General features: G+C 70.7%; 15 protein-coding genes. 6 read left to right on the top strand and 9 right to left on the bottom strand.

The window, feature by feature from the left end:
* Positions 1-50: 50 nt before the first annotated feature.
* Positions 51-2,351 carry a transglycosylase domain-containing protein gene (locus tag BWR60_RS04220; RefSeq protein ID WP_088149759.1) on the top strand — a complete coding sequence of 767 codons (2,301 nt, stop codon included), beginning with the start codon at positions 51-53 and terminating at the stop codon, positions 2,349-2,351.
* A 23-nt stretch (positions 2,352-2,374) separates the two neighbouring features.
* Here BWR60_RS04220 and BWR60_RS04215 read toward each other — a convergent pair whose 3' ends face one another.
* Positions 2,375-3,451 (bottom strand): LLM class flavin-dependent oxidoreductase, encoded by a 1,077-nt coding sequence (locus tag BWR60_RS04215; RefSeq protein ID WP_088149758.1) that lies wholly within the window; start codon positions 3,449-3,451, stop codon positions 2,375-2,377.
* A 13-nt stretch (positions 3,452-3,464) separates the two neighbouring features.
* Positions 3,465-4,394, bottom strand: coding sequence for an ABC transporter substrate-binding protein (locus BWR60_RS04210; protein ID WP_088149757.1), 930 nt, complete (start codon positions 4,392-4,394; stop codon positions 3,465-3,467).
* Positions 4,395-4,580: 186 nt separating this feature from the next.
* On the opposite strand from BWR60_RS04210, the gene BWR60_RS38925 reads away from it, so the two are divergent.
* The 3 genes from BWR60_RS38925 (at position 4,581) to BWR60_RS04195 (ending at position 8,015) form a co-directional block, all read left to right on the top strand.
* The gene (locus BWR60_RS38925; protein WP_088149756.1) at positions 4,581-6,422 is read left to right on the top strand and encodes an amino acid ABC transporter permease/ATP-binding protein; all 1,842 of its coding nucleotides are present in this window, start codon (positions 4,581-4,583) and stop codon (positions 6,420-6,422) included.
* An 81-nt stretch (positions 6,423-6,503) separates the two neighbouring features.
* Positions 6,504-7,442 (top strand): ABC transporter substrate-binding protein, encoded by a 939-nt coding sequence (locus BWR60_RS04200; protein ID WP_088149755.1) that lies wholly within the window; start codon positions 6,504-6,506, stop codon positions 7,440-7,442.
* A gap of 60 nt (positions 7,443-7,502) precedes the next feature.
* Positions 7,503-8,015 carry a GNAT family N-acetyltransferase gene (locus BWR60_RS04195; RefSeq protein WP_088149754.1) on the top strand — a complete coding sequence of 171 codons (513 nt, stop codon included), beginning with the start codon at positions 7,503-7,505 and terminating at the stop codon, positions 8,013-8,015.
* Positions 8,016-8,148: 133 nt separating this feature from the next.
* On the opposite strand, the gene BWR60_RS04190 is transcribed toward BWR60_RS04195, so the two are convergent.
* The 4 genes from BWR60_RS04190 to BWR60_RS04175 are packed head-to-tail and all read right to left on the bottom strand — an operon-like array spanning position 8,149 to position 12,269.
* The gene (locus BWR60_RS04190; protein WP_088149753.1) at positions 8,149-9,318 is read right to left on the bottom strand and encodes a M20 aminoacylase family protein; all 1,170 of its coding nucleotides are present in this window, start codon (positions 9,316-9,318) and stop codon (positions 8,149-8,151) included.
* Positions 9,315-9,890 carry a GNAT family N-acetyltransferase gene (locus BWR60_RS04185; protein WP_088149752.1) on the bottom strand — a complete coding sequence of 192 codons (576 nt, stop codon included), beginning with the start codon at positions 9,888-9,890 and terminating at the stop codon, positions 9,315-9,317. Before BWR60_RS04185 ends, BWR60_RS04190 begins: the two co-directional genes overlap by 4 nt.
* Positions 9,890-11,233, bottom strand: a complete 1,344-nt coding sequence (locus BWR60_RS04180; RefSeq protein WP_088149751.1) for an LLM class flavin-dependent oxidoreductase — start codon at positions 11,231-11,233, stop codon at positions 9,890-9,892. The genes BWR60_RS04185 and BWR60_RS04180 overlap by 1 nt, the downstream gene beginning before the upstream one ends.
* 28 nt (positions 11,234-11,261) lie before the next feature.
* Positions 11,262-12,269: an LLM class flavin-dependent oxidoreductase gene (locus BWR60_RS04175; protein WP_088149764.1), complete on the bottom strand. Its 1,008-nt coding sequence runs from the start codon at positions 12,267-12,269 to the stop codon at positions 11,262-11,264.
* A gap of 164 nt (positions 12,270-12,433) precedes the next feature.
* Between BWR60_RS04175 and BWR60_RS04170 the strand changes: the two genes are divergently transcribed.
* Entirely contained in the window at positions 12,434-14,032 is a 1,599-nt protein-coding gene (locus tag BWR60_RS04170) for an ABC transporter substrate-binding protein (RefSeq protein ID WP_088149750.1), read from the top strand.
* Positions 14,033-14,048: 16 nt separating this feature from the next.
* On the opposite strand, the gene BWR60_RS04165 is transcribed toward BWR60_RS04170, so the two are convergent.
* On the bottom strand, positions 14,049-15,659 hold the full coding sequence (locus BWR60_RS04165; RefSeq protein ID WP_218823336.1) for a GMC family oxidoreductase: 1,611 nt from the start codon (positions 15,657-15,659) through the stop codon (positions 14,049-14,051).
* Positions 15,660-15,751: 92 nt separating this feature from the next.
* Here BWR60_RS04165 and BWR60_RS04160 point away from each other — a divergent pair, with 92 nt between their 5' ends.
* Positions 15,752-16,651: a LysR family transcriptional regulator gene (locus tag BWR60_RS04160; protein WP_088149748.1), complete on the top strand. Its 900-nt coding sequence runs from the start codon at positions 15,752-15,754 to the stop codon at positions 16,649-16,651.
* 23 nt (positions 16,652-16,674) lie between these two features.
* On the opposite strand, the gene BWR60_RS04155 is transcribed toward BWR60_RS04160, so the two are convergent.
* Both BWR60_RS04155 and BWR60_RS04150 read right to left on the bottom strand, forming a co-directional pair.
* Complete coding sequence (locus tag BWR60_RS04155) at positions 16,675-17,112, bottom strand: RbsD/FucU family protein (RefSeq protein ID WP_088149747.1); 438 nt, start codon at positions 17,110-17,112, stop codon at positions 16,675-16,677.
* Positions 17,113-17,146: 34 nt separating this feature from the next.
* A complete protein-coding gene (locus BWR60_RS04150) occupies positions 17,147-18,136 on the bottom strand; it encodes an aldo/keto reductase (RefSeq protein ID WP_088149746.1) in 990 nt (329 codons plus the stop codon).
* Between the last annotated feature and the right edge of the window lie 19 nt (positions 18,137-18,155).

Here is an 18,155-nt window from a genome sequence, read left to right as displayed (position 1 = left end):
ATAGTCCCCCCTTCCCCCGCGGGAGGGGGGACACTTTGGGGCTGACTTGAATGCAGGCTCCCGCGCCTTCCGCAATCGCTCCCACCCCGTCCCGCCCCTGGCGGCGCCGGATCGGCTGGAGCGCCCTCGCGCTCAGCCTCGCCGTGTTCGGGGTGTTCGCCGTCCAGGTGGCGCAGCGGGCGCATCTGGAGGCGCCGGCGCCGACGCCGATCCTGTACGACCGGCAGGGCGCGTTCCTGGCCCAGATCGGCCATGAGGAGCGCACGGCGGACGGCAAACGGTATGTCGACTACGGCTACTGGACCATCGGTCCCTTGCCCGACCGGGTCGTGCGCGCCACGCTGGCGCTGGAGGACCGCCGCTTCTGGGACCATCCGGGCGTCGACCCGCGCGCCGTCGCCCGCGCCCTGTGGCAGAATCTCGAGGGCGGCCGGGTGCGGTCCGGCGCCTCCACCATCGCCATGCAGATCGCCCGGATGCAGCAGCCGGCGGCGCGCAACCTGTGGTCCAAGGCGGTGGAGGCCGGCACCGCGCTGGTGCTGACCCAGCGCTACGACCGGCGGACGCTGCTGGCCCACTACCTGCGGCTGGTGCCATACGGCAATGGCAGCCACGGCATCGCCCATGCCGCGCGCTGGTATTTCGACAAGCCGGTGGCGGATCTGAGCTGGGCCGAGATCGCCCTGCTCTCCGCCATCCCGCAGGCGCCGGGCCTGATGAATCCGCGCCGGCCGGACGGGCTGGCCCGGGCCAAGCTGCGCGGCCAGCGGGCGCTGGACGAGCTGGCCAGCCAGGGCGTGATCGACCCGCAGGAGCTGGGGCTGGCCACGACGCAGCTGGCCGATCTGCGCCTGCCGCCGGTGCCGCGCCGGCCCGACGCCGTGCCCGCCATCCTGCGGCTGCGCCAGATGATCGCGCGCAACGGCGCCCAGGCGCTGGACCCGAGCGACCCGCGGCTGCGCACCACGCTGGATCTGGGGATCCAGGAGACGGTGACGGCGGCGGCGCGGCGCCAGCTGCGGGCGCTGTCCCCGATGGGGGCGCAGCAGGTGGCCGTGGTGGTCGCCCGGCGCGACAGCCGCGAGGTGCTGGCCGATATCGGCAGCGCCCGCTACGGCGGGCCGGATGGCGGGTCGATCGATTTCAGCCGCACCGTGCGGTCGCCCGGCAGCACGCTGAAGCCCTTCATCTACGCCCTGGCGATGCAGCGCACCCTGCTGAGCCCGACCGACGTGATGGCCGACATGCCGGAGGGCGCGTCCGGCATCTCCAACGCCGACCGGACCTTCCTCGGCCCGGTGCTGCCGCGCCAGGCGCTGGCCAATTCGCGCAACATCCCGGCCACCAACCTGCTGCGCCGGGTCGGGCTGGACAGCGGCTTCCGCTATTTCCGCGAGCTCGGGCTGCACGATTTGGACGTGCCAGCCGAGAGCTTCGGCCTGTCGATGGCGATCGGGTCGCTGCCGACCAGCCTGGACCGGCTGGTGCAGGCCTATGGCGCGCTGGCCGATGACGGCACCTTGCGCGACCTGGTGTGGTATCGCGGCCAGCCGATGGCGCCGCCGCGCCGGGTGCTGTCGGCCGACATCGCCCGGCTGGTGACGCTGTTCCTGTCCGACCCGATGGCGCGGCTGCCCAGTTTCCCGCGCTACGGCACCACCGAGTTCCCGTTCCCGGTGGCGCTGAAGACCGGCACCTCACAAGGGTACCGCGACGCCTGGGTGGTGGCGTGGTCGCAGGACTACATGGTCGGGGTCTGGTTCGGCCGGCCGGATGCCGGGACCATGCGCCAGGTGGCCGGCGCCGGTTCGGCCGCGAAGCTGGCGCAGGATGTGCTGATGGCGTTGCACGGCGCCCGGCCCGGCGACCTGCTGGACGCCGGCTTCCCGGCGCCGCGTGCCTACAAGCCGGTCGAGCTGTGCGTGCCGGCCGGCGGCCCCTCCCCCGATTTCTGCCGCCAGCGGCTGGTCGAATGGGTCAAGGCGGACGCCGCCGCGCCGCCGGCCGTGGTCCCCGCCGTCGCCCGCGCGCAGCAGCCGGATGCCCCCCGACCGGACGGTCCGGCGATCGGCACCGCCGAGCCGCCACGCCTGTCGATCACGATGCCGGAGCACAACGCCCGGATCTGGCGCAACCCGGAGATGCCGCCGGCGCTGGACCGGCTGGCGCTGAAGGCCGCGGCGGCGCCCGGCGTCACCCAGGTCGTCTGGTATGTCGACGGCTTGCCGTTCCGCACCGCCCGGCCGGACGAGACGGTGTACTGGCCGCTGAGCCCCGGCGCCCACCGCTTCCAGCTGCGCCTGCCGCTGCAGGGCGGGGAATCGCGCCCGGTGCGGATCGTCGTGGAATAGGAGGTCCGCCGCGGAGCGGTCCCCTATTTCCCCTGCGGCACCCAGGCCTCGGCCGGGGAGGCATGGGGCGCGGAGACCGGTCCGCCCTGCCCCGCCGGCGTCCAGCCGAGTTGCGGCAGGATGTGGCGCACCGCATCGCCCAGGATCTGCTCGTACTCGAAGGGCCGGAACTCGTAGGGCAGCTCCAGCCGCAGCTCCGACACCTCCGCCAGCACCGGGTCCCGGGCCAGCGCCTCGAGGATCTGGTCGGAGGGGCCAACGAGGTCCGGGGCGAACAGGGTCCGCCGCTCGCCCTGCGGCGCCAGGATCCGCGCGCGCCGGCTGGCGGCGTATTCGGCATAGCGGGCGCGGGTCCAGTCATCGGCGCCGTCGAACGGCACAATCACCCGGCCCAAAGCCACACGGGCCGGGCGCGATCCGCGCCAGGCCTCCCGATACACGTCGAGCTGCCGAAGCTGGGCGGTGAAGAAATCGTCGGTGCCCTCGCCCGAGGTGACGTTGCCGATCAACAGGTTCAGCCCGGTGCGGCCGGCCCAGCCGGCCGAGCGCAGCGACCCGCCGCCGTACCAGACGCGGTCGGTCAGCCCCTCGGCCACCGGCTGCAGCCGGGGCCGGTGGCGGCCGGCGGCGTTGACCACCACCCGGTCCGGCGCGCCGAGATAGCCGCCGCGGAGATTGTCGACCAGCCGCTCGACCCGGCCATAGGACAGGTCGTAGCCGGTCCAGTCGCCGTCGAAGACGCGCGGTCCCAGCAGGTCGATATGGGGCGGCACGCCAGCGCTGAGCCCGACATTCAGCCGCCCGCCCGACAGCACGTCGACGGTGGCGAGGTCCTCGGCCAGCCGGTACGGGCTTTCATAGCCGATCTGGATGACGGCGGAGCCGAGCTGGATGCGCCGGGTGCGCTGGCTCGCGGCCGCCAGGAACACCGAGGCTGAGGACACGCCGGGCTCGAGATGCCGTTGCCGGATCCAGGCGCTGTCGAAGCCCAGCCGCTCGCCATGGGCGAACAGCCGCAGCGCCTTCTCCAGCCCGTCCTGCGGGTCGGCCTCCGGAAAGCTGCCGGGGGTCAGGAATCCGGCATGGTCGATCGATGCCATGATGCGGTCCTCGTCAGAATGCCGGCAGGCCGGGCGGGTTGGTGCGCGACCGGTCGATCGCCTCGGCCGACAGGTTCCAGCGCGCCAGCGAACCGGCGTATTTCCCGTCTGCGATCAGTTCATTGATGGCGGCGGTGAAAGCGTCGGCCAGGCCGCTGCCGCGGCGGGTGGTGATGCCGGTCTCGGCGTCCAGCGGCCAGCCGGAGCTGACCGTCCCGACCGGCTTGAGGCTGCCGTCACGGGCTTGGTAGGCCAGGGAGGCGTTGACGCTGAACAGCGCGTCCGCCCGCCCCGCCTGGATCGCCAGCCCCCAGGCGGCCTGGTCGTCATAATATTGCAGCTCGGCCGGGGCCAGGCCCTTGGCCTGGTTCTGCCGGTTCCACTCCAGCAGGATCCGCTCCTGGTTGGTGCCGGAGGCCGTGATGATCCGCAGGCCGGTGATGTCCTTCGGCTCGCGGATCGCCGTGATCGGGCTGTCCGACTTCACATAGAAGCCGTGCAGGCCCTTGCGGTAGCTGGAGAAGTCGAAGCGCTGCTTGCGCTCCTCGGTCACGCCGACATTGGAGATGACGGCGTCGTACTTGCCGGAGGCCAGGCCCAGCGGCCAGTCCGCCCAGGCCACGGCAACCAGCTTGAGCTTCAGCCCCAGCACGTCGGCGACCAGCTGGGCCAGGTCCGGGTCGGCGCCGACCACGGTCCGCGCATCATCGGCATAGGTGGCGATCGGCGGCTGGCTGGGCGCCACCGCCACGGTCAGCACCCCGTCCTCGACGAATCGGAAATCCTTCGGCAGCGCGGCGGCGATCGCCGCGTCCTTCTCCGCCCGCAGGCGGCCCGGCTGCTCCGGGCTCAGGTCGAGGCTTTGAGCCAGGGCCGGCCCCGAGACGGCCGCTAGAGCCAGGATCAGGGCTGCGGCTGCCCGTCTGGGGAGCGCTCCGAACATTCTTCCCTCCTCGGCCGACGGCCGGCCGCGCGATCAATATACGGACTCAGTTGACAGTATGAATTTACATATGCGCAATAGATATGTTGAAACTGCAATTTATGCAGATTTTAACTGTTATATATGATCGGCGGACCGGCGGACGGTCCGGCGGCACCCAGCAGCGACAGCCGATTGCGAGACCGCATGACCAGCCCAGACATCGACCTGCAGGACCGCCCGCGCCTTCTGCCCCGCCTGGCGGAGGCCGCGCCCGAGGCGGTGCGCCGCCGCGACCTGGCGGAGGCGCGCGACTATTCCCGCCACCGGGTCGTCGGCGCCCGCCATCCCGGCCGCACCGCCGGCACCCTCGCGGCAGCGGCCGTTATCGTCGTGGTGCTGCACTCGATCCTGACCAATGAGCGCTGGGAGTGGGGCGTCTTCGCCGAATGGTTCTTCGCCGAGCCGGTGATGGACGGGCTGGGCCGAACCATCCTGCTGACGGCCGCCGGCTCCGCCCTCGGCTTCCTGCTCGGCACCGGCTTGGCCCTGGCCCGGGTATCGCGGTCGCCGCTGCTGTCCGGCCTGGCCTGGGGCTACATCTGGCTGCTGCGCTCGATCCCGCTGATCGTGCTGCTGCTGATCCTGTTCAACCTCGGCTACCTGTACGAGACGGTGCGGCTGGGCATCCCCTTCACCGACATGGTCTTCGGCGAATACCCCACGGTCTCGCTGCTCGGCCCCTATGCCGCGGCGCTGCTGGGGCTGAGCCTGAACCAGGCCGCCTTCTCGGCCGAGATCATCCGCGGCGGCATCCTGTCGGTCGACCAGGGCCAGCTGGAGGCCGCGGCGGCGCTGGGGCTGCCGCGCCGGCGCCAGGCCTTCCGCATCGTCCTGCCGCAGGCGATGCGGGCGATCCTGCCGACCGCCTTCAACGAGCTGATCGGTTTGGCCAAGGGCACGTCCATGGTCTACGTGCTGGCGCTGCCGGAGCTGTTCTACACGGTGCAGGTGATCTATCGCCGCAACCTGGCGGTGATCCCGCTGCTGATGGTCGCGACCGTCTGGTACCTGATCATCATGATCGTGCTGTCGGTCATCCAGTTCTACATCGAGCGGCACTTCGCCCGCGGCGCCTTGCGCACGCTGCCGCCGACGCCGATCCAGCGGCTTCGCGCCTGGCGCGCCGGCCGCCGGGCTGAACCGGTGCTGGCCGAGCCCGTGCGGATCGCCGCCGCGCCCGCCGCGCCGAGGCCATCCCAGCCGGCCTGGCAGCCGCTGTCCGCCGGGCGCGGCGAGGTGCGGATCCAGGGCGTGTCGAAGAGCTTCGGGTCGCTGAAGGTACTGGACGAGGTCAGCCTGACCATCCCGTCCGGCGACGTCACCGTGATCCTCGGCCCCTCCGGCTCCGGCAAGTCGACGCTGCTGCGCAGCGTCAACCATCTGGAGAAGGTCGATGCCGGCTTCATCACCGTCGATGGCGCCCTGCTGGGCTATCGCGAGCGCGGCGACACGCTCTACGAGCTGAAGGAGGCTGAGATCCTGAAGCGCCGGGTCGATGTCGGCATGGTGTTCCAGACCTTCAACCTGTTCCCGCATCTGACGGTGCTGGAGAATGTGATCGAGGCGCCGGTGGCGCTGCGCCGCAAGCCGAAGGCCGAGGCGACGGAAGAAGCGCTCGCGCTGCTGGCCCGCGTCGGCCTCAGCGACAAGGCGCAGGCCTATCCGCGCCAGCTCTCCGGCGGCCAGCAGCAGCGTGTCGCCATCGCCCGCGCCTTGGCGCTGAAGCCCAAGGTGCTGCTGTTCGACGAGCCGACCTCCGCCCTCGACCCCGAGCTGGTGGGCGAGGTGCTGGACGTGATCCGCACCCTGGCCCGGTCCGGCACCACGCTGGTGATCGTGACCCATGAGATCGGCTTCGCCCGCGAGGTCGCCGACAGCGTCGTGTTCATGGATGGCGGCCGGATCCTGGAGCAGGGCCCGCCCGACCAGGTCTTCGCCGCCCCGAGGCACCCCAGGACCGCCGAGTTCCTGGCCAAGGTGCTGTAGCCCCCTTCCCGGCCGTCGCTGGCCGAGTCCCCCACGCCGCCGCTGCCCAACCCCACCCGACCAGAGATCAGGAGCCCCATCATGTTCCTCCGCCGGACCACGGCAGCCGCGGCCATCGGCATCGCCGCCCTCCTCACCGCTGCCGGCGCATACGCGCAGAGCGGCAAGAGCTTCGACCTGAGCCCGGAGCAGGCCGGCCGAATCCACACCGAGAAGGTCGACGCGGCCGTCGCCGCCGTCTCGCCCGGCTTCAAATTCGTCAAGGACGGGGTGTTCACCGTCGGCGTCAGCGTCGGCGACCCGCCGCTGAACACCTATGGCTCCGACGCCAAGACGGTGGTCGGCACCGATGCCGACCTGGCCTCGCTGGTGGCGGAATCGCTGGGCCGGAAGGTGGAGTTCGTGCCGGTGGCGTGGGCCGACTGGCCGCTGGGCCTGGTCTCCGGCCGCTTCGACGCCGTGATCAGCAACGTCACGGTGACCGAGGAGCGCAAGCAGCGCTTCGACTTCTCCTCCTACCGCCAGGACGTGCTCGGCGCCTATGTCGCGTTGAACAGCCCGATCCAGTCGATCAAGGAGCCGAAGGACATCGCCGGGCTCAAGGTCATCGTCGGCGCCGGCACCAACCAGGAGAAGATCGTGGTCGAGTGGGACCGGCAGAACGTCGCCGCCGGGCTGAAGCCGGCGGAGTTCCTCTATTTCGATGATAACGGCGCGTCGCAGCTGGCCCTGACCTCCGGCCGCGCCGATGTCGAGATCAACCCGAACTCCCGCCTGGCCTATGCCGCGGCGGTCAGCGGCAAGACCCGCGCGGTCGGCGTCATCAATGGCGGCTGGCCGCTGACGGCGGAGATCGCGATCACCACGCGCAAGGGGGCCGGCCTGGCCGACGCCCTGACGCTCGCGATCAACACCCTGATCCGGAACGGCAAGTACCGCGAGGCGCTGGCCCGCTGGAACCTGACCGATGAGGCGATCGAGCAGTCCCGGACGAACCCGCCCGGCCTGCCCAAAGTCTGAACCAGACCCTGCGGCCGCGACCATCGCGGCCGCCCTTCCCCGCCCCGAACAGGCAATGCGATGACCGACCGATTCCTCTACACCACGCCGCTGGATCCGCAGGCACAGCCGCTGATCTCGGCCCTGACCTGGGAATACGAGACGCGCTACGGCGACTATTGGGGCCGGGGCGACGGGGTCAAGGAGATGAATCGCTATCCGGCCGAGCTGTTCGCGCCGCCGGACGGCGCCTTCCTGCTGCTGCTGCGCGACGGCGCCGCCATCGCCGGCGGCGCCTTCAAGCGCTACGACGAGCAGACGGCGGAGATGAAGCGGGTCTGGACCCATATCGACCTGCGCCGCCAGGGCCTGGCCCGCCGGGTGCTGCAGGAGCTGGAGGCGCAGGCGGCGCGGCAGGGCTACAGCCGGATCTACCTGACCACCGGCTTCCGCCAGCCCGAGGCGGCCGGCCTCTATCTCCGCTCCGGCTACACCGCCCTGTTCGACACCGAGATCGACCCGGAGATCCACGGCAAGCTGCCTTTCGAGAAGGATATCAGTCCGCTGGCACCGGCGGTGCGGCGGACGGCGTGAAGGCCGCAGCTCGCCTCTTTTTCTGTGTTATGCCCGGGCTTGACCCGGGCATCCAGGAAATGCCGATGCCGCTCTGGGTGGCCCCTGGATTGCCGGGTCAAGCCCGGCAATGACAGAAGGGGGCAGCGAAACCCTACGCCGCCACCAGATACCGTTCCGCCAGCGCCACCCAGTAGCGGGCGGCGACGGGCAGGATCTCGTCATTGAAGTTGTAGTGCGGGCTGTGCAGCGCGGCGCTGTCGCCATTGCCGAGATAGAGATAGCTCCCCGGCCGCTCCTCCAGCATGTAGGCGAAGTCCTCGCTGGCGGTGATCGGCGGGAACTCGGCCTCGATCCGGTCCTGGCCGAACTGCTCCGCCGCCACCTGGCGCGCGAACTCCGTCTCCGCCGCATGGTTCACCAGCACCGGATAGCCGCGCAGATACTCGATCTCGGCCGCGGCGCCGTAGCTCTCGGCCTGGGCCTTCGCCAGAGCGGTGATGCGGGCCTCGATCCGCTCCCGCACCTCCGGCCGGAAGGTGCGGACGGTCAGTTGCAGCTCGACCGCGTCGGGGATCACGTTCGGTGCGGTGCCGCCATGGATGGTGCCGACCGTCACCACCGCGGCGTCCAGAGGGCTGACATTGCGCGCCACCACGCTCTGCAGCGCCATGACCAGCGAGGCGGAGGCCACCACCGGATCAATCGTCTGCTGCGGCACGGCGCCGTGGCCGCCCCGGCCGATGACGCGGATCGTCACCCGGTCGACCGCGGCCATGGCCGGACCGGCGATAAAGCCGAACTGGCCCAGCTTCACGCCGGGCCAGTTGTGCAGCCCGTAGACGGCGTCGCAGGGGAATCGCTCGAACAGCCCATCCTTGATCATCCGGCGGGCGCCGGCGCCGCCCTCCTCCGCCGGCTGGAAGATCAGGTGCAGCGTGCCGGAGAAGCCGCGCCGCTCGGCCAGCACCCGGGCGGCGGTCAGCAGGCTGGCGGTGTGGCCGTCATGGCCGCAGGCATGCATCACCCCCGCCGTGCCGCTGGCATAGGGCAGGTTCGTGGCCTCGACGATCGGCAGCGCGTCCATATCGGCGCGGATGCCGATGCGGCGCGGGCCGTCGCCCAGCGCCAGGGTGCCGACCACGCCGGTGCCACCCAGGCCGCGATGGACCTCGTAGCCCCAGGCGGACAGCGCCTGCGCCACCAGGTCGCCGGTGCGCCGCTCGCGATAGGCCAGCTCGGGGTGGCGATGCAGGTCGCGGCGCAGCGCCACCATCGCCTCACGATGCGCCGCGACGCCCGTCGCGATGCTGTCCGCGCTCATGCCGCACCCGCCTGCACCAGCGCCAGCCCGTCCGGATCCGACCGCCTCAGCTCCGCCACCTCCAGGTCGCGATAGATCTCCGGCAGCAGGATCTTGCGCAGGAACACCATCTCCTCGCCCCGGCTGCTGGGCTGGCGGTGAAAGGCTTGGTAGCCGCGCCGCTCATAGATGCCGCGCAGCCAGGGATGGCGCATCGCGGTCGCCAGATAGACTGCCGGCGCCTTGACCTGGTCGCGCAGGAACCCGTTCTCGACATGCCGCAGCAGGGCCGAGCCGACGCCCTGGCGCTTAAGATTTGGCGCCACCGCGAACCAGTGGAGGAAGGGATAGCTGGCGAGGTGCCCCTCCCCCATCGGCCAGGGGAAGCGCACCGACACAGTGGCGGCCGCCTCGCCGTCCCGCTCCAGCAGGAAGGTGGTATGGCGCTCGACCGTGCGGCGCACCAGGTCGAGATCGGCGGTCACCGCGGTGAAGCGGATGCCCATCTCGCGCAGGGGCTGGTACGCCGCGCGCAGGAGGTCGAGCACGGCCGGCGCGTCCGCGGCGCCCGCGATGCGGATGGCCTCGGCCATCAGCGGCCCCCGGCCACGGCCCGCTCCCGCGCCGGCTCTCCGGCATAGCGGCTCTCGCGATAGGGCAGGCCGAGATGGTCGCGCAGCGTGGTGCCGTGCAGCACCGGGTCGAAATGGCCGCGCTCCTGCAGCACCGGCAGGACGTGGCGGATGAAGTCGTCCAGCCCCTGGCCCAGCACCGGGAAGCCGAGGATGAAGCCGTCAGACGCCCCCTCCTCCACCCAGCGCACCAGCTCGTCGGCCACTGTCTCCGGCGTGCCGATCAGGGTCCGCCGCGTCGCCGTCTCCAGCGCCACCTCGCGCAGGGTCAGGTTGCGCTCCCGCGCCGTGCGCTTGATGCCGTCGGTGGTGGCGCGGAAGCTGTTCCTGCCGATGTCGCCGAGATCCGGGAACGGCCCGTCCAGCGGGTACTGGCTGAAATCGTGATGGTCGAAGAAACGGCCGAGATACAGCAGCGCCTCGTCCACCGACAGCAGGTCGCGGATGGCGCGGTACTTCTCCTCCGCCTCCGCCGCCGTGGCGCCGACGATCGGGCCGATGCCGGGGAAGATCTTCACGTCGTCGGGCCGGCGGCCATGGGCGACGGCGCTGTCCTTGACCTGCCGGTAGAACACCTTGGCGTCCTCGATCGGCCCGCCATTGGTGAACACGGCGTCGGCATGATGCCCGGCCAGGCGGATGCCGTCATCGGAGGCGCCGGCCTGGAACAGCACCGGCTGGCCCTGCGCCGAGCGGCCGATGTTCAGCGGCCCCTCGACCGAGAAGAACCGGCCCTTATGGTCCAGCCGGCGCATCTTGCCGAAATCCACGAATCGGCCGGTGGCGCGGTCGCGCACGAAGGCGTCGTCGTCCCAGCTGTCCCACAGGCCCTTCACGACCTCGAGATATTCCTGGGCGATCTCGTAGCGCAGCCCGTGCTCCGGATGCTCGCGGCTGTAGTTGCGGCCGGAGCCTTCGAGCGGCGAGGTCACGGCGTTCCAGCCGGCGCGGCCGCCGCTGATGGTGTCGATGGTGGCGAATTGCCGGGCCACGGTGAACGGGTCGCTGTAGGAGGTCGACAGCGTGCCCACCAGCCCGATCTTCGAGGTCACCGCCGCCAGCGCCGACAGGATCGAGATCGGCTCGAACCGGTTCAGGAAATGCGGGATCGACTTCTCGTTGATGTACAGCCCGTCGGCGATGAAGGCGAAGGCGATGCCGGCGGCCTCGGCCTTGCGGGCATTGTCGAGGTAGAAGCCGAAATTGACGCTGGCATCGGCCGGTACGCTGGGGTGCTTCCAGGCGTTCATGTGGCCGCCGGGGCCCTGCAGCATGACGCCGAAGGTGATCTGACGCTTGCTCATCGGATGATGTCCTTGAACGCGGGAAGGGTCAGGCCGCGGCGGCGGCGAAATGCGCCTGGGCCAGGAGTTCGATGGATGCCAGGCGCTCGGCGCCGTCGGCGATCGGGGTGTCGATGACGAATTCGCGCACGCCGTGCAGGCGGTGCAGCCGCTCCAGCTCGGCCCGCACGCGCTCGGCGGTGCCGTGGATCACGCTCGGCGCCTTCTCCTCGATCCGGTACTCGCGGGCGCCGGCCTGGCGGACATATTCCTCGGCCTGGGCGACGCTGCCGACCGTGACGCTCTGCCCGGTGTCGACATGCACCTTGAACATGCGGAGATTGGCGGCCAGCCGCTCGGCCCGCGCCTCGGTCTCGGCCGCGATCACGCCGACGGCCAGCAGCGGCGTCCAGCCGGCGCTGACGGCGCGATAGGCGGCGAAGACCCGCTCCAGCAGTGCCGGGTCGCCGTTCAGATGTCCGGCATGGACATAGGACCAGCCCTCGGCCGCCGCCAGCTGCGCGCTCTCGACGCTGGCGCCCAGCAGGAAACGCTCGGCCTTCACCGCCGGCCGCGGCGTGGCGCGGACCCCGGCCAGCGGGTCGGCCTGGGGCACCGTGTCGTCGAGGAAGGCGTCGAGCTGGGCCAGCTGCTCGGCGAAGGACGGCTTGCGCGTCGGGTCCACCGCCGCCTGCAGCGCCCGGGCCGACAGCGGCAGCCCGCCCGGCGCCTTGCCGACGCCGAGATCGACCCGCCCCGGCGCCAGCGCCGCCAACAGGTTGAAGTTCTCGGCCACCTTGTAGGGGCTGTAATGCTGCAGCATCACCCCGCCGGACCCGACGCGGATGCGCGCGGTGTGGGCCAGCAGATAGGCGATCAGCACCTCGGGCGAGGAGCTGGCGAGCTGCGCGGTGTCATGGTGCTCGGCCACCCAGAAGCGGTGGAAGCCCCAGCGTTCCGCCCGCTGGGCCAGGGCGACGGTGCGCGCCAGCGCCTCCGCCGCCCCCTCGCCGCCGGCGATCGGGCTCTTGTCGAGCAGGCTCAGGAGATAGCTCATGCCGTTCATCCCCGGGATGACGTGCGGGCGGATCCAGGGCCGGACGCCATGGACCGAAGATTCATGTTGTTATCTCATGAAATACACATTCTACTGTCAATAGAATATAAATTTACCACTAAATATCAGTATTAACTGCATCCCCTTCAGCCCGGGAGAATCCCATGAGACGCCTGACGGCGCTGCTGCTCGGCGCCCTGCTGTTCCTGCCTGCCTTCGGCCCGGCCATCGCCGGCACACCGCGCGACACCATCGTGGTGGCCAAGCAGATCGACCAGTTCATCTCGCTGGACCCGGCCGAGGCGTTCGAGCCCGGCGTCGGCGAGGTGACGCAGAATTTGTACGACCAGCTGGTGGGATATCGCAGCGCCACCGACCCGACCATCATCGGCGACCTAGCCGAGTCCTGGTCGATCAGCGATGACGGGGTGACCTGGCGCTTCACGCTGAAGCCGGACCAGGCCTTCGCCAGCGGCAACCCGGTGACGGCGCAGGACGCCGCCTGGTCGCTGCAGCGCGCGGTGCGGCTGGACAAGTCGCCGGCCTTCATCCTGACCCAGTTCGGCTTCACCGCCGCCAACGCCGCGGACCGGATCCGCGCGGTCGACGACCGCACGCTGGAGATCCGCATCGACCATGCGGTGGCGCCGACCTTCTTCCTCAACACCCTGACCGCCGGCGTCGCCTCGGTGGTCGACGCCAAGACGGTGCAGGCAAACGAGGCCAAGGACGATCTCGGCAATGGCTGGCTGAAGGCGCATAGCGCCGGCAGCGGCCCCTATGCGCTGCAGCGCTGGGTGCCGAATGAGCGGGTGGTGCTGGAGGGCAACCCGCACTGGCAAAGCAGCGGGGGGCAGCACACCGGGCCGAAGACCCCGCATCTCGTCTTCCTGCATGTGCCGGAGCCGGCGAGCCAGCGGCTGCTGCTGGAGAAGGGCGATGTCGATTACGCCCGCGACCTGACCCGCGACCAGATCCTGGCCCTGAAGGACGCGCCCGGCGTGGCGCTGCAGGAGGAGGCCGGCGACGCGCTGCTGTATCTCGGCCTGAACCAGGGCAACCCGGCCCTGGCCAAGCCCGAGGTGCGCGAGGCGTTGAAATGGCTGGTCGACTACCAGGGCATCCAGGACAGCCTGCTGAGCGGCACCTGGACCACGCGCCAGAGCGTCCTGCCGACGGGATATCTCGGCGCCGTCGACGACGTGCCCTACCGGCTGGATGTCGACCGGGCCCGCGCGCTGCTGGCCCGCGCCGGGCTGGGCGACGGCTTTTCCGTGACCATCGACGTGCGCAACGTCGCCCCCTTTGCCGACATCGCCCAGGCGCTGCAGGCCAGCTTCGCCAAGGCGGGCGTGAAGCTGGAGATCCTGCCCGGCGACGGCAAGCAGACCATCACCAAATACCGGGCGCGGCAGCACGACATCTATATCGGCACCTGGGTGCCGGATTATCGCGACCCGCACAGCAACGCCGACGCCTTCGCCTTCGACAGGGATGTGAACGACGCCGATGCGCCGAAGACGCTGGCCTGGCGCAACCGCTGGCAGGATGACGGCTGGAACCAGACCGTGACCGAGGCGCTGCGCGAGCCCGACGCGGCCAAGCGCGCCGCCCTCTACGGCCGGCTGCAGCGCGAGGTGCAGGCCGAAGGTCCCTTCGTCCTGCTGTTCCAGCAGACCCTGGTGGCCGCCCATCGCGACACCGTCTCCGGCCTCGTGCTGCAGCCCAAGGCCAGCTACGCCGCGGTGGCGAAGGCCGAGTGAGCGTGCGGGCCGCTTGTCAGCGCGCGGCGTCGAGGATCATCGCCGCCCCCTTCTCCGCGATCATGATGGTCGGGGAGTTGGTGTTGCCCGAGGTGATGGTCGGCATCACCGACGCGTCGACGACGCGGAGACCGGCGACACCCCTGACCCGCAGGGCGCCATCGACCACGGCCATCGGGTCGCTGTCGAGGCCCATCCTGGCGGTGCCCACCGGATGGAAGATCGTGGTGCCGACATTGCCCGCCGCCTCGATCAGTTGCTCGTCGGATGTCAGGTCCGGGCCGGGCCGGAACTCCTGCGGCGCGAAGCGGGCCATGGCCGGCTGCCGCATGATGCGCCGCACGATCCGGATCGAATCGGCCGCGACCTGGCGATCCTCCGCCGTCGCCAGATAGTTGGGCGCGATCACCGGCGGCGCCGCGGGGTCGCCGGAGCGCGCATGGATCGAGCCGCGGCTGCTCGGGCGCAGGTTGCACACGCTCGCAGTGATCGCCGGGAACGGATGCATGCTGTCGCCGAACTTGTCGAGCGACAGCGGCTGGATGTGCATCTGCAGATTGGGTGTCGCATAGCGGTCGGACGACCGGGTGAAGGCGCCGAGCTGCGACGGCGCCATGGTCATCGCCCCGCGCCGCAGCAGGGCGTATTCGGCCCCCATCAGCCCGCGGCGCAGCAGCGAGCGGTACTGCATGTTCAGCGTCGGCACGCCGGAGACCTTGAAGATCGGCCGCAGTTGCAGATGGTCCTGCAGGTTCTCACCGACGCCGGGCAGGTGGTGCGCGACATCGATGCCGAGCCGCCGCAGCCGGTCCCCGTCGCCGATGCCAGACCGCTCCAGCAGCGCGGGCGTCGCCACCGCGCCGGTCGAGACGATGACCTCCGCCCGCGCCTGCAGCAGGCACTGCCGCCCATCCTGGCGGATGACGACGCCGGTCGCCCGCCCGTCCTCGACGACGACCCGCTCGGCCAGCGCCTGGGTGAAGATCGCGAGGTTCGGCCGTTTCAGCGCCGGCTGCAGGAAGCCCCGCGCGGCACTCCAGCGCCGGCCCCGCTTCTGGTTGACGTCGAAATAGCCGCAGCCTTCATTGTCGCCGGTGTTGAAATCGGCCGATCGCGGGATCCCGGCCTGTTCCGCCGCGCCGATGAAGGCGTCCAGGATCCGCCAGCGCAGCCGCGGCCGGTCCACCCGCCACTCCCCGCCCGCGCCGTGCAGGGCATCGGCGCCGCACCAGTGGTCCTCATGCGACCGGAAGACGGGCAGGACGTCGTCCCACCCCCAGCCGACCAGGCCCTGCTGCCGCCAGCCGTCGTAATCCGCGGCCTGGCCGCGCATGTAGATCATGGCGTTGATGGCGGAGCAGCCGCCCAGCACCTTGCCGCGCGGATAGGCGAGGTCGCGGCCGTTGAGGCCGGGCACGGCCTCGGTCCGGAACAGCCAGTCCGACCGCGGATTGCCGATGGCGAAGAGATAGCCGACCGGGATGTGGAACCAGATCCAGCTGTCGCGCCCCCCGCCCTCGACCAGCGCCACCCGGTGCCGCCCGCTCGCAGACAGGCGATTCGCCAGCACGCAGCCGGCGGACCCGCCGCCCACGACGATGAAATCGAACTCCTGATCGCCGGCCATAGCCATCCTCCCTTGCTGCGTCTTGCATTACTGGGAGAATTTGACCAGCAATACGCGAATGTTCCCCATGGGTCTGTGCGTTTATGAACAGCATGCGCCGCTACGATTGGAATGATCTGAGCTTCTTCATCGAGGTGGCGCGGCACGGCACGCTGAGCGGCGCGGCCCGGGCCATCGGCAGCGACCATGCCACGGTCAGCCGGCGCATCGCCGCGCTGGAGCATGCCCTGGGCTCCGCCCTGTTCCACCGCAGCCCGGTCGGCTACATGCTGACCCCGGCGGGCGCCGCCCTGCTGCCGCATGCCGAGCGGGTCGAGACCGCGGCGCGGGAGGCGACGGAGGCCCTCGGCCGGCCCCAGGCCGGGCTGGCGGGCAAGATCCGCCTGGCCACGCCGGACGGGTTCGGCAACCACTTCCTGGCCCGGCATCTGGGCGAGTTCGCCGCGACCTATCCGCGGCTGACGATCGAGCTGGTCACCGTCTCGCAGATCCTCTCGCTGTCGCAGCGGGAAGGCGAGTTGTCGGTGACCCTGGCGCCCCCCGGCCGAGGCCGTTTCCAGACCGAGCGGCTGACGGAGTACGACCTCGAGATCTACGGCGACGCCGGCTACTTGGCCAAGGCCCCGCCGGTCCGCACCCGGCAGGACCTGCACGACCACCGCTTCATCGGCTATGTCGACGACCTGATCTTCACGCGCGAGCTGGACTATCTCGGCGAAATCCTGCCGGGCCTGAACGTGCCGCTGCAGGCGACCAGCCTGCTGGGGCAGCTGAACGCCGTGCTGCGGGGCGACGGTCTGTGCGTGCTGCCGCGATTCATCGCGGGCCAGCATCCGACCCTGGTCGCTGTGCTGCCCGGCGAGATCAGGCTGCGCCGCAGCTACTGGATCAACGCCCATCAGGAGCAGGCGGAGCTGCCGCGCGTCCGGGTGCTACGGGATTTCATCCGCCGCTGCGTCGAGCGTCACGGCGATTTCCGGATCGAGGATTGAGGTCCGGGCCCCCGCCGGCCCGGTCAGGACGACGGTGCCGCCACGGTGCCCTTGCGAAGGATGACGTTGCCGTAGAACAGACGCTCGCCGGTGGCGATCACCAGCGAGGCCTGCTTGGCCCGGTCGTAGAAGGCGAAGCGCTCCAGCAGCGTCAGCCGGTGGTTGCCGGCCACCCGGCCCAGCGCCTCGCGGATCAGAGTGTGCGCCGGCATCACCTCGGCAGGGTTGCCGATCACCTCCATCCCCATCACCGGGTCGGGCTCGGACTCGTCGATCGGCAGCACGCTGAGCACGGCGCCGAGCATGCGCCGCAGGTCCGCCGCTTCCATCCGCACCAGGCGCCGGGCCACGGTCTCGGCCGGGAAGCTGCCATCGGCGATGACGACCTCGTCGCCATGTCCCATCGCCCGCAGGCCGCGCAGGATGTCGGGGCCGAGGATGGGGTCGATGCCGATCAGCATGGCGCGGGTCCTTTGTGTGTGGGCATGGCAGAATTCAGGGTGTAGGCGCCGCCGGGGCGATCAGCCCCTCGTCGCGCAGCTCGGCCCACAGATCGGCCGGGATCGGGTGGCGGAACAGCGCCTCGTTCTCCTCCAGCTCTGCCGGGGTGCGGGCGCCGGTCAGGATCGAGGCGACGGCCGGATGCGCCGCCGGGAACTGGATCGCCGCGGCCTTCAGCGGCACGCCGTGGCGCCGGCACACCGAATCCAGCGCCCGGGCCCGGGCGATCAGCGCCGGATCGGCGTCCTGGTAGTTGAACTTGGCACCTTCATTCGGGTTGGCCAGGATGCCGCTGTTGTAGACGCCGCCGATGATCACGCCGATGCCGCGCGCCTCGCACAGCGGCATGAAATCGTCGAGCGACCGCTGCTCCAGCAGCGTGTAGCGGCCGGCCAGCAGGAAGCAGTCGAACACGCCGTCGCGGGCGAAGCGGGCCAGCATTTCGGCCTGGTTCATCCCGGCGCCGACCGCGCCGATCACCCCGTCGGCGCGCAGCCGGTCGAGCGCGCGGTAGGCACCGGCGATGGCGGCGTCGTAATGGTCGTCCGGGTCATGGATGTGCAGCACGTCGACCCGGTCCAGCCCCAGCCGCTGCAGGCTTTCCTCCAGCGACTGCATCACGCCGTCATAGGAGAACTCGAAGACCGGCCGTTCCGGCGGGGTGCCCTTGTAGAACGCGTCCTCCTGCGCCTCGGCCTGCGGCGGCACGCGCAGCAGCCGGCCGACCTTGGTGGCCAGCACGTAGCTGTCGCGCGGCTTGCCGGCCAAGAAGCGGCCCAGCCGCTGCTCCGACAGGCCGTTGCCATATTGCGGCGCGGTGTCGAAGAAGCGCAGGCCCAGATCCCAGGCCCGTGCGATGGTGCTCTCGGCCTGCCCCTCCTCCACCGGCGCATAGAGGCCGCCGAGCGGCGCGGTGCCGAGGCCGAGCCGCGTGACTTTGAGGCGCGTCGGGCCGAGCCCGGCCGTGTCGGTCGCTGAAACCATGTGCATCCCTGTTTTGACT

It is taken from the genome of Inquilinus limosus (genome assembly GCF_002195995.1).
GTDB lineage: Bacteria > Pseudomonadota > Alphaproteobacteria > DSM-16000 > Inquilinaceae > Inquilinus > Inquilinus limosus_C.
Note: the sequence above shows the minus strand (reverse complement) of the source record. Positions and strands in the feature narration are given on the sequence as shown.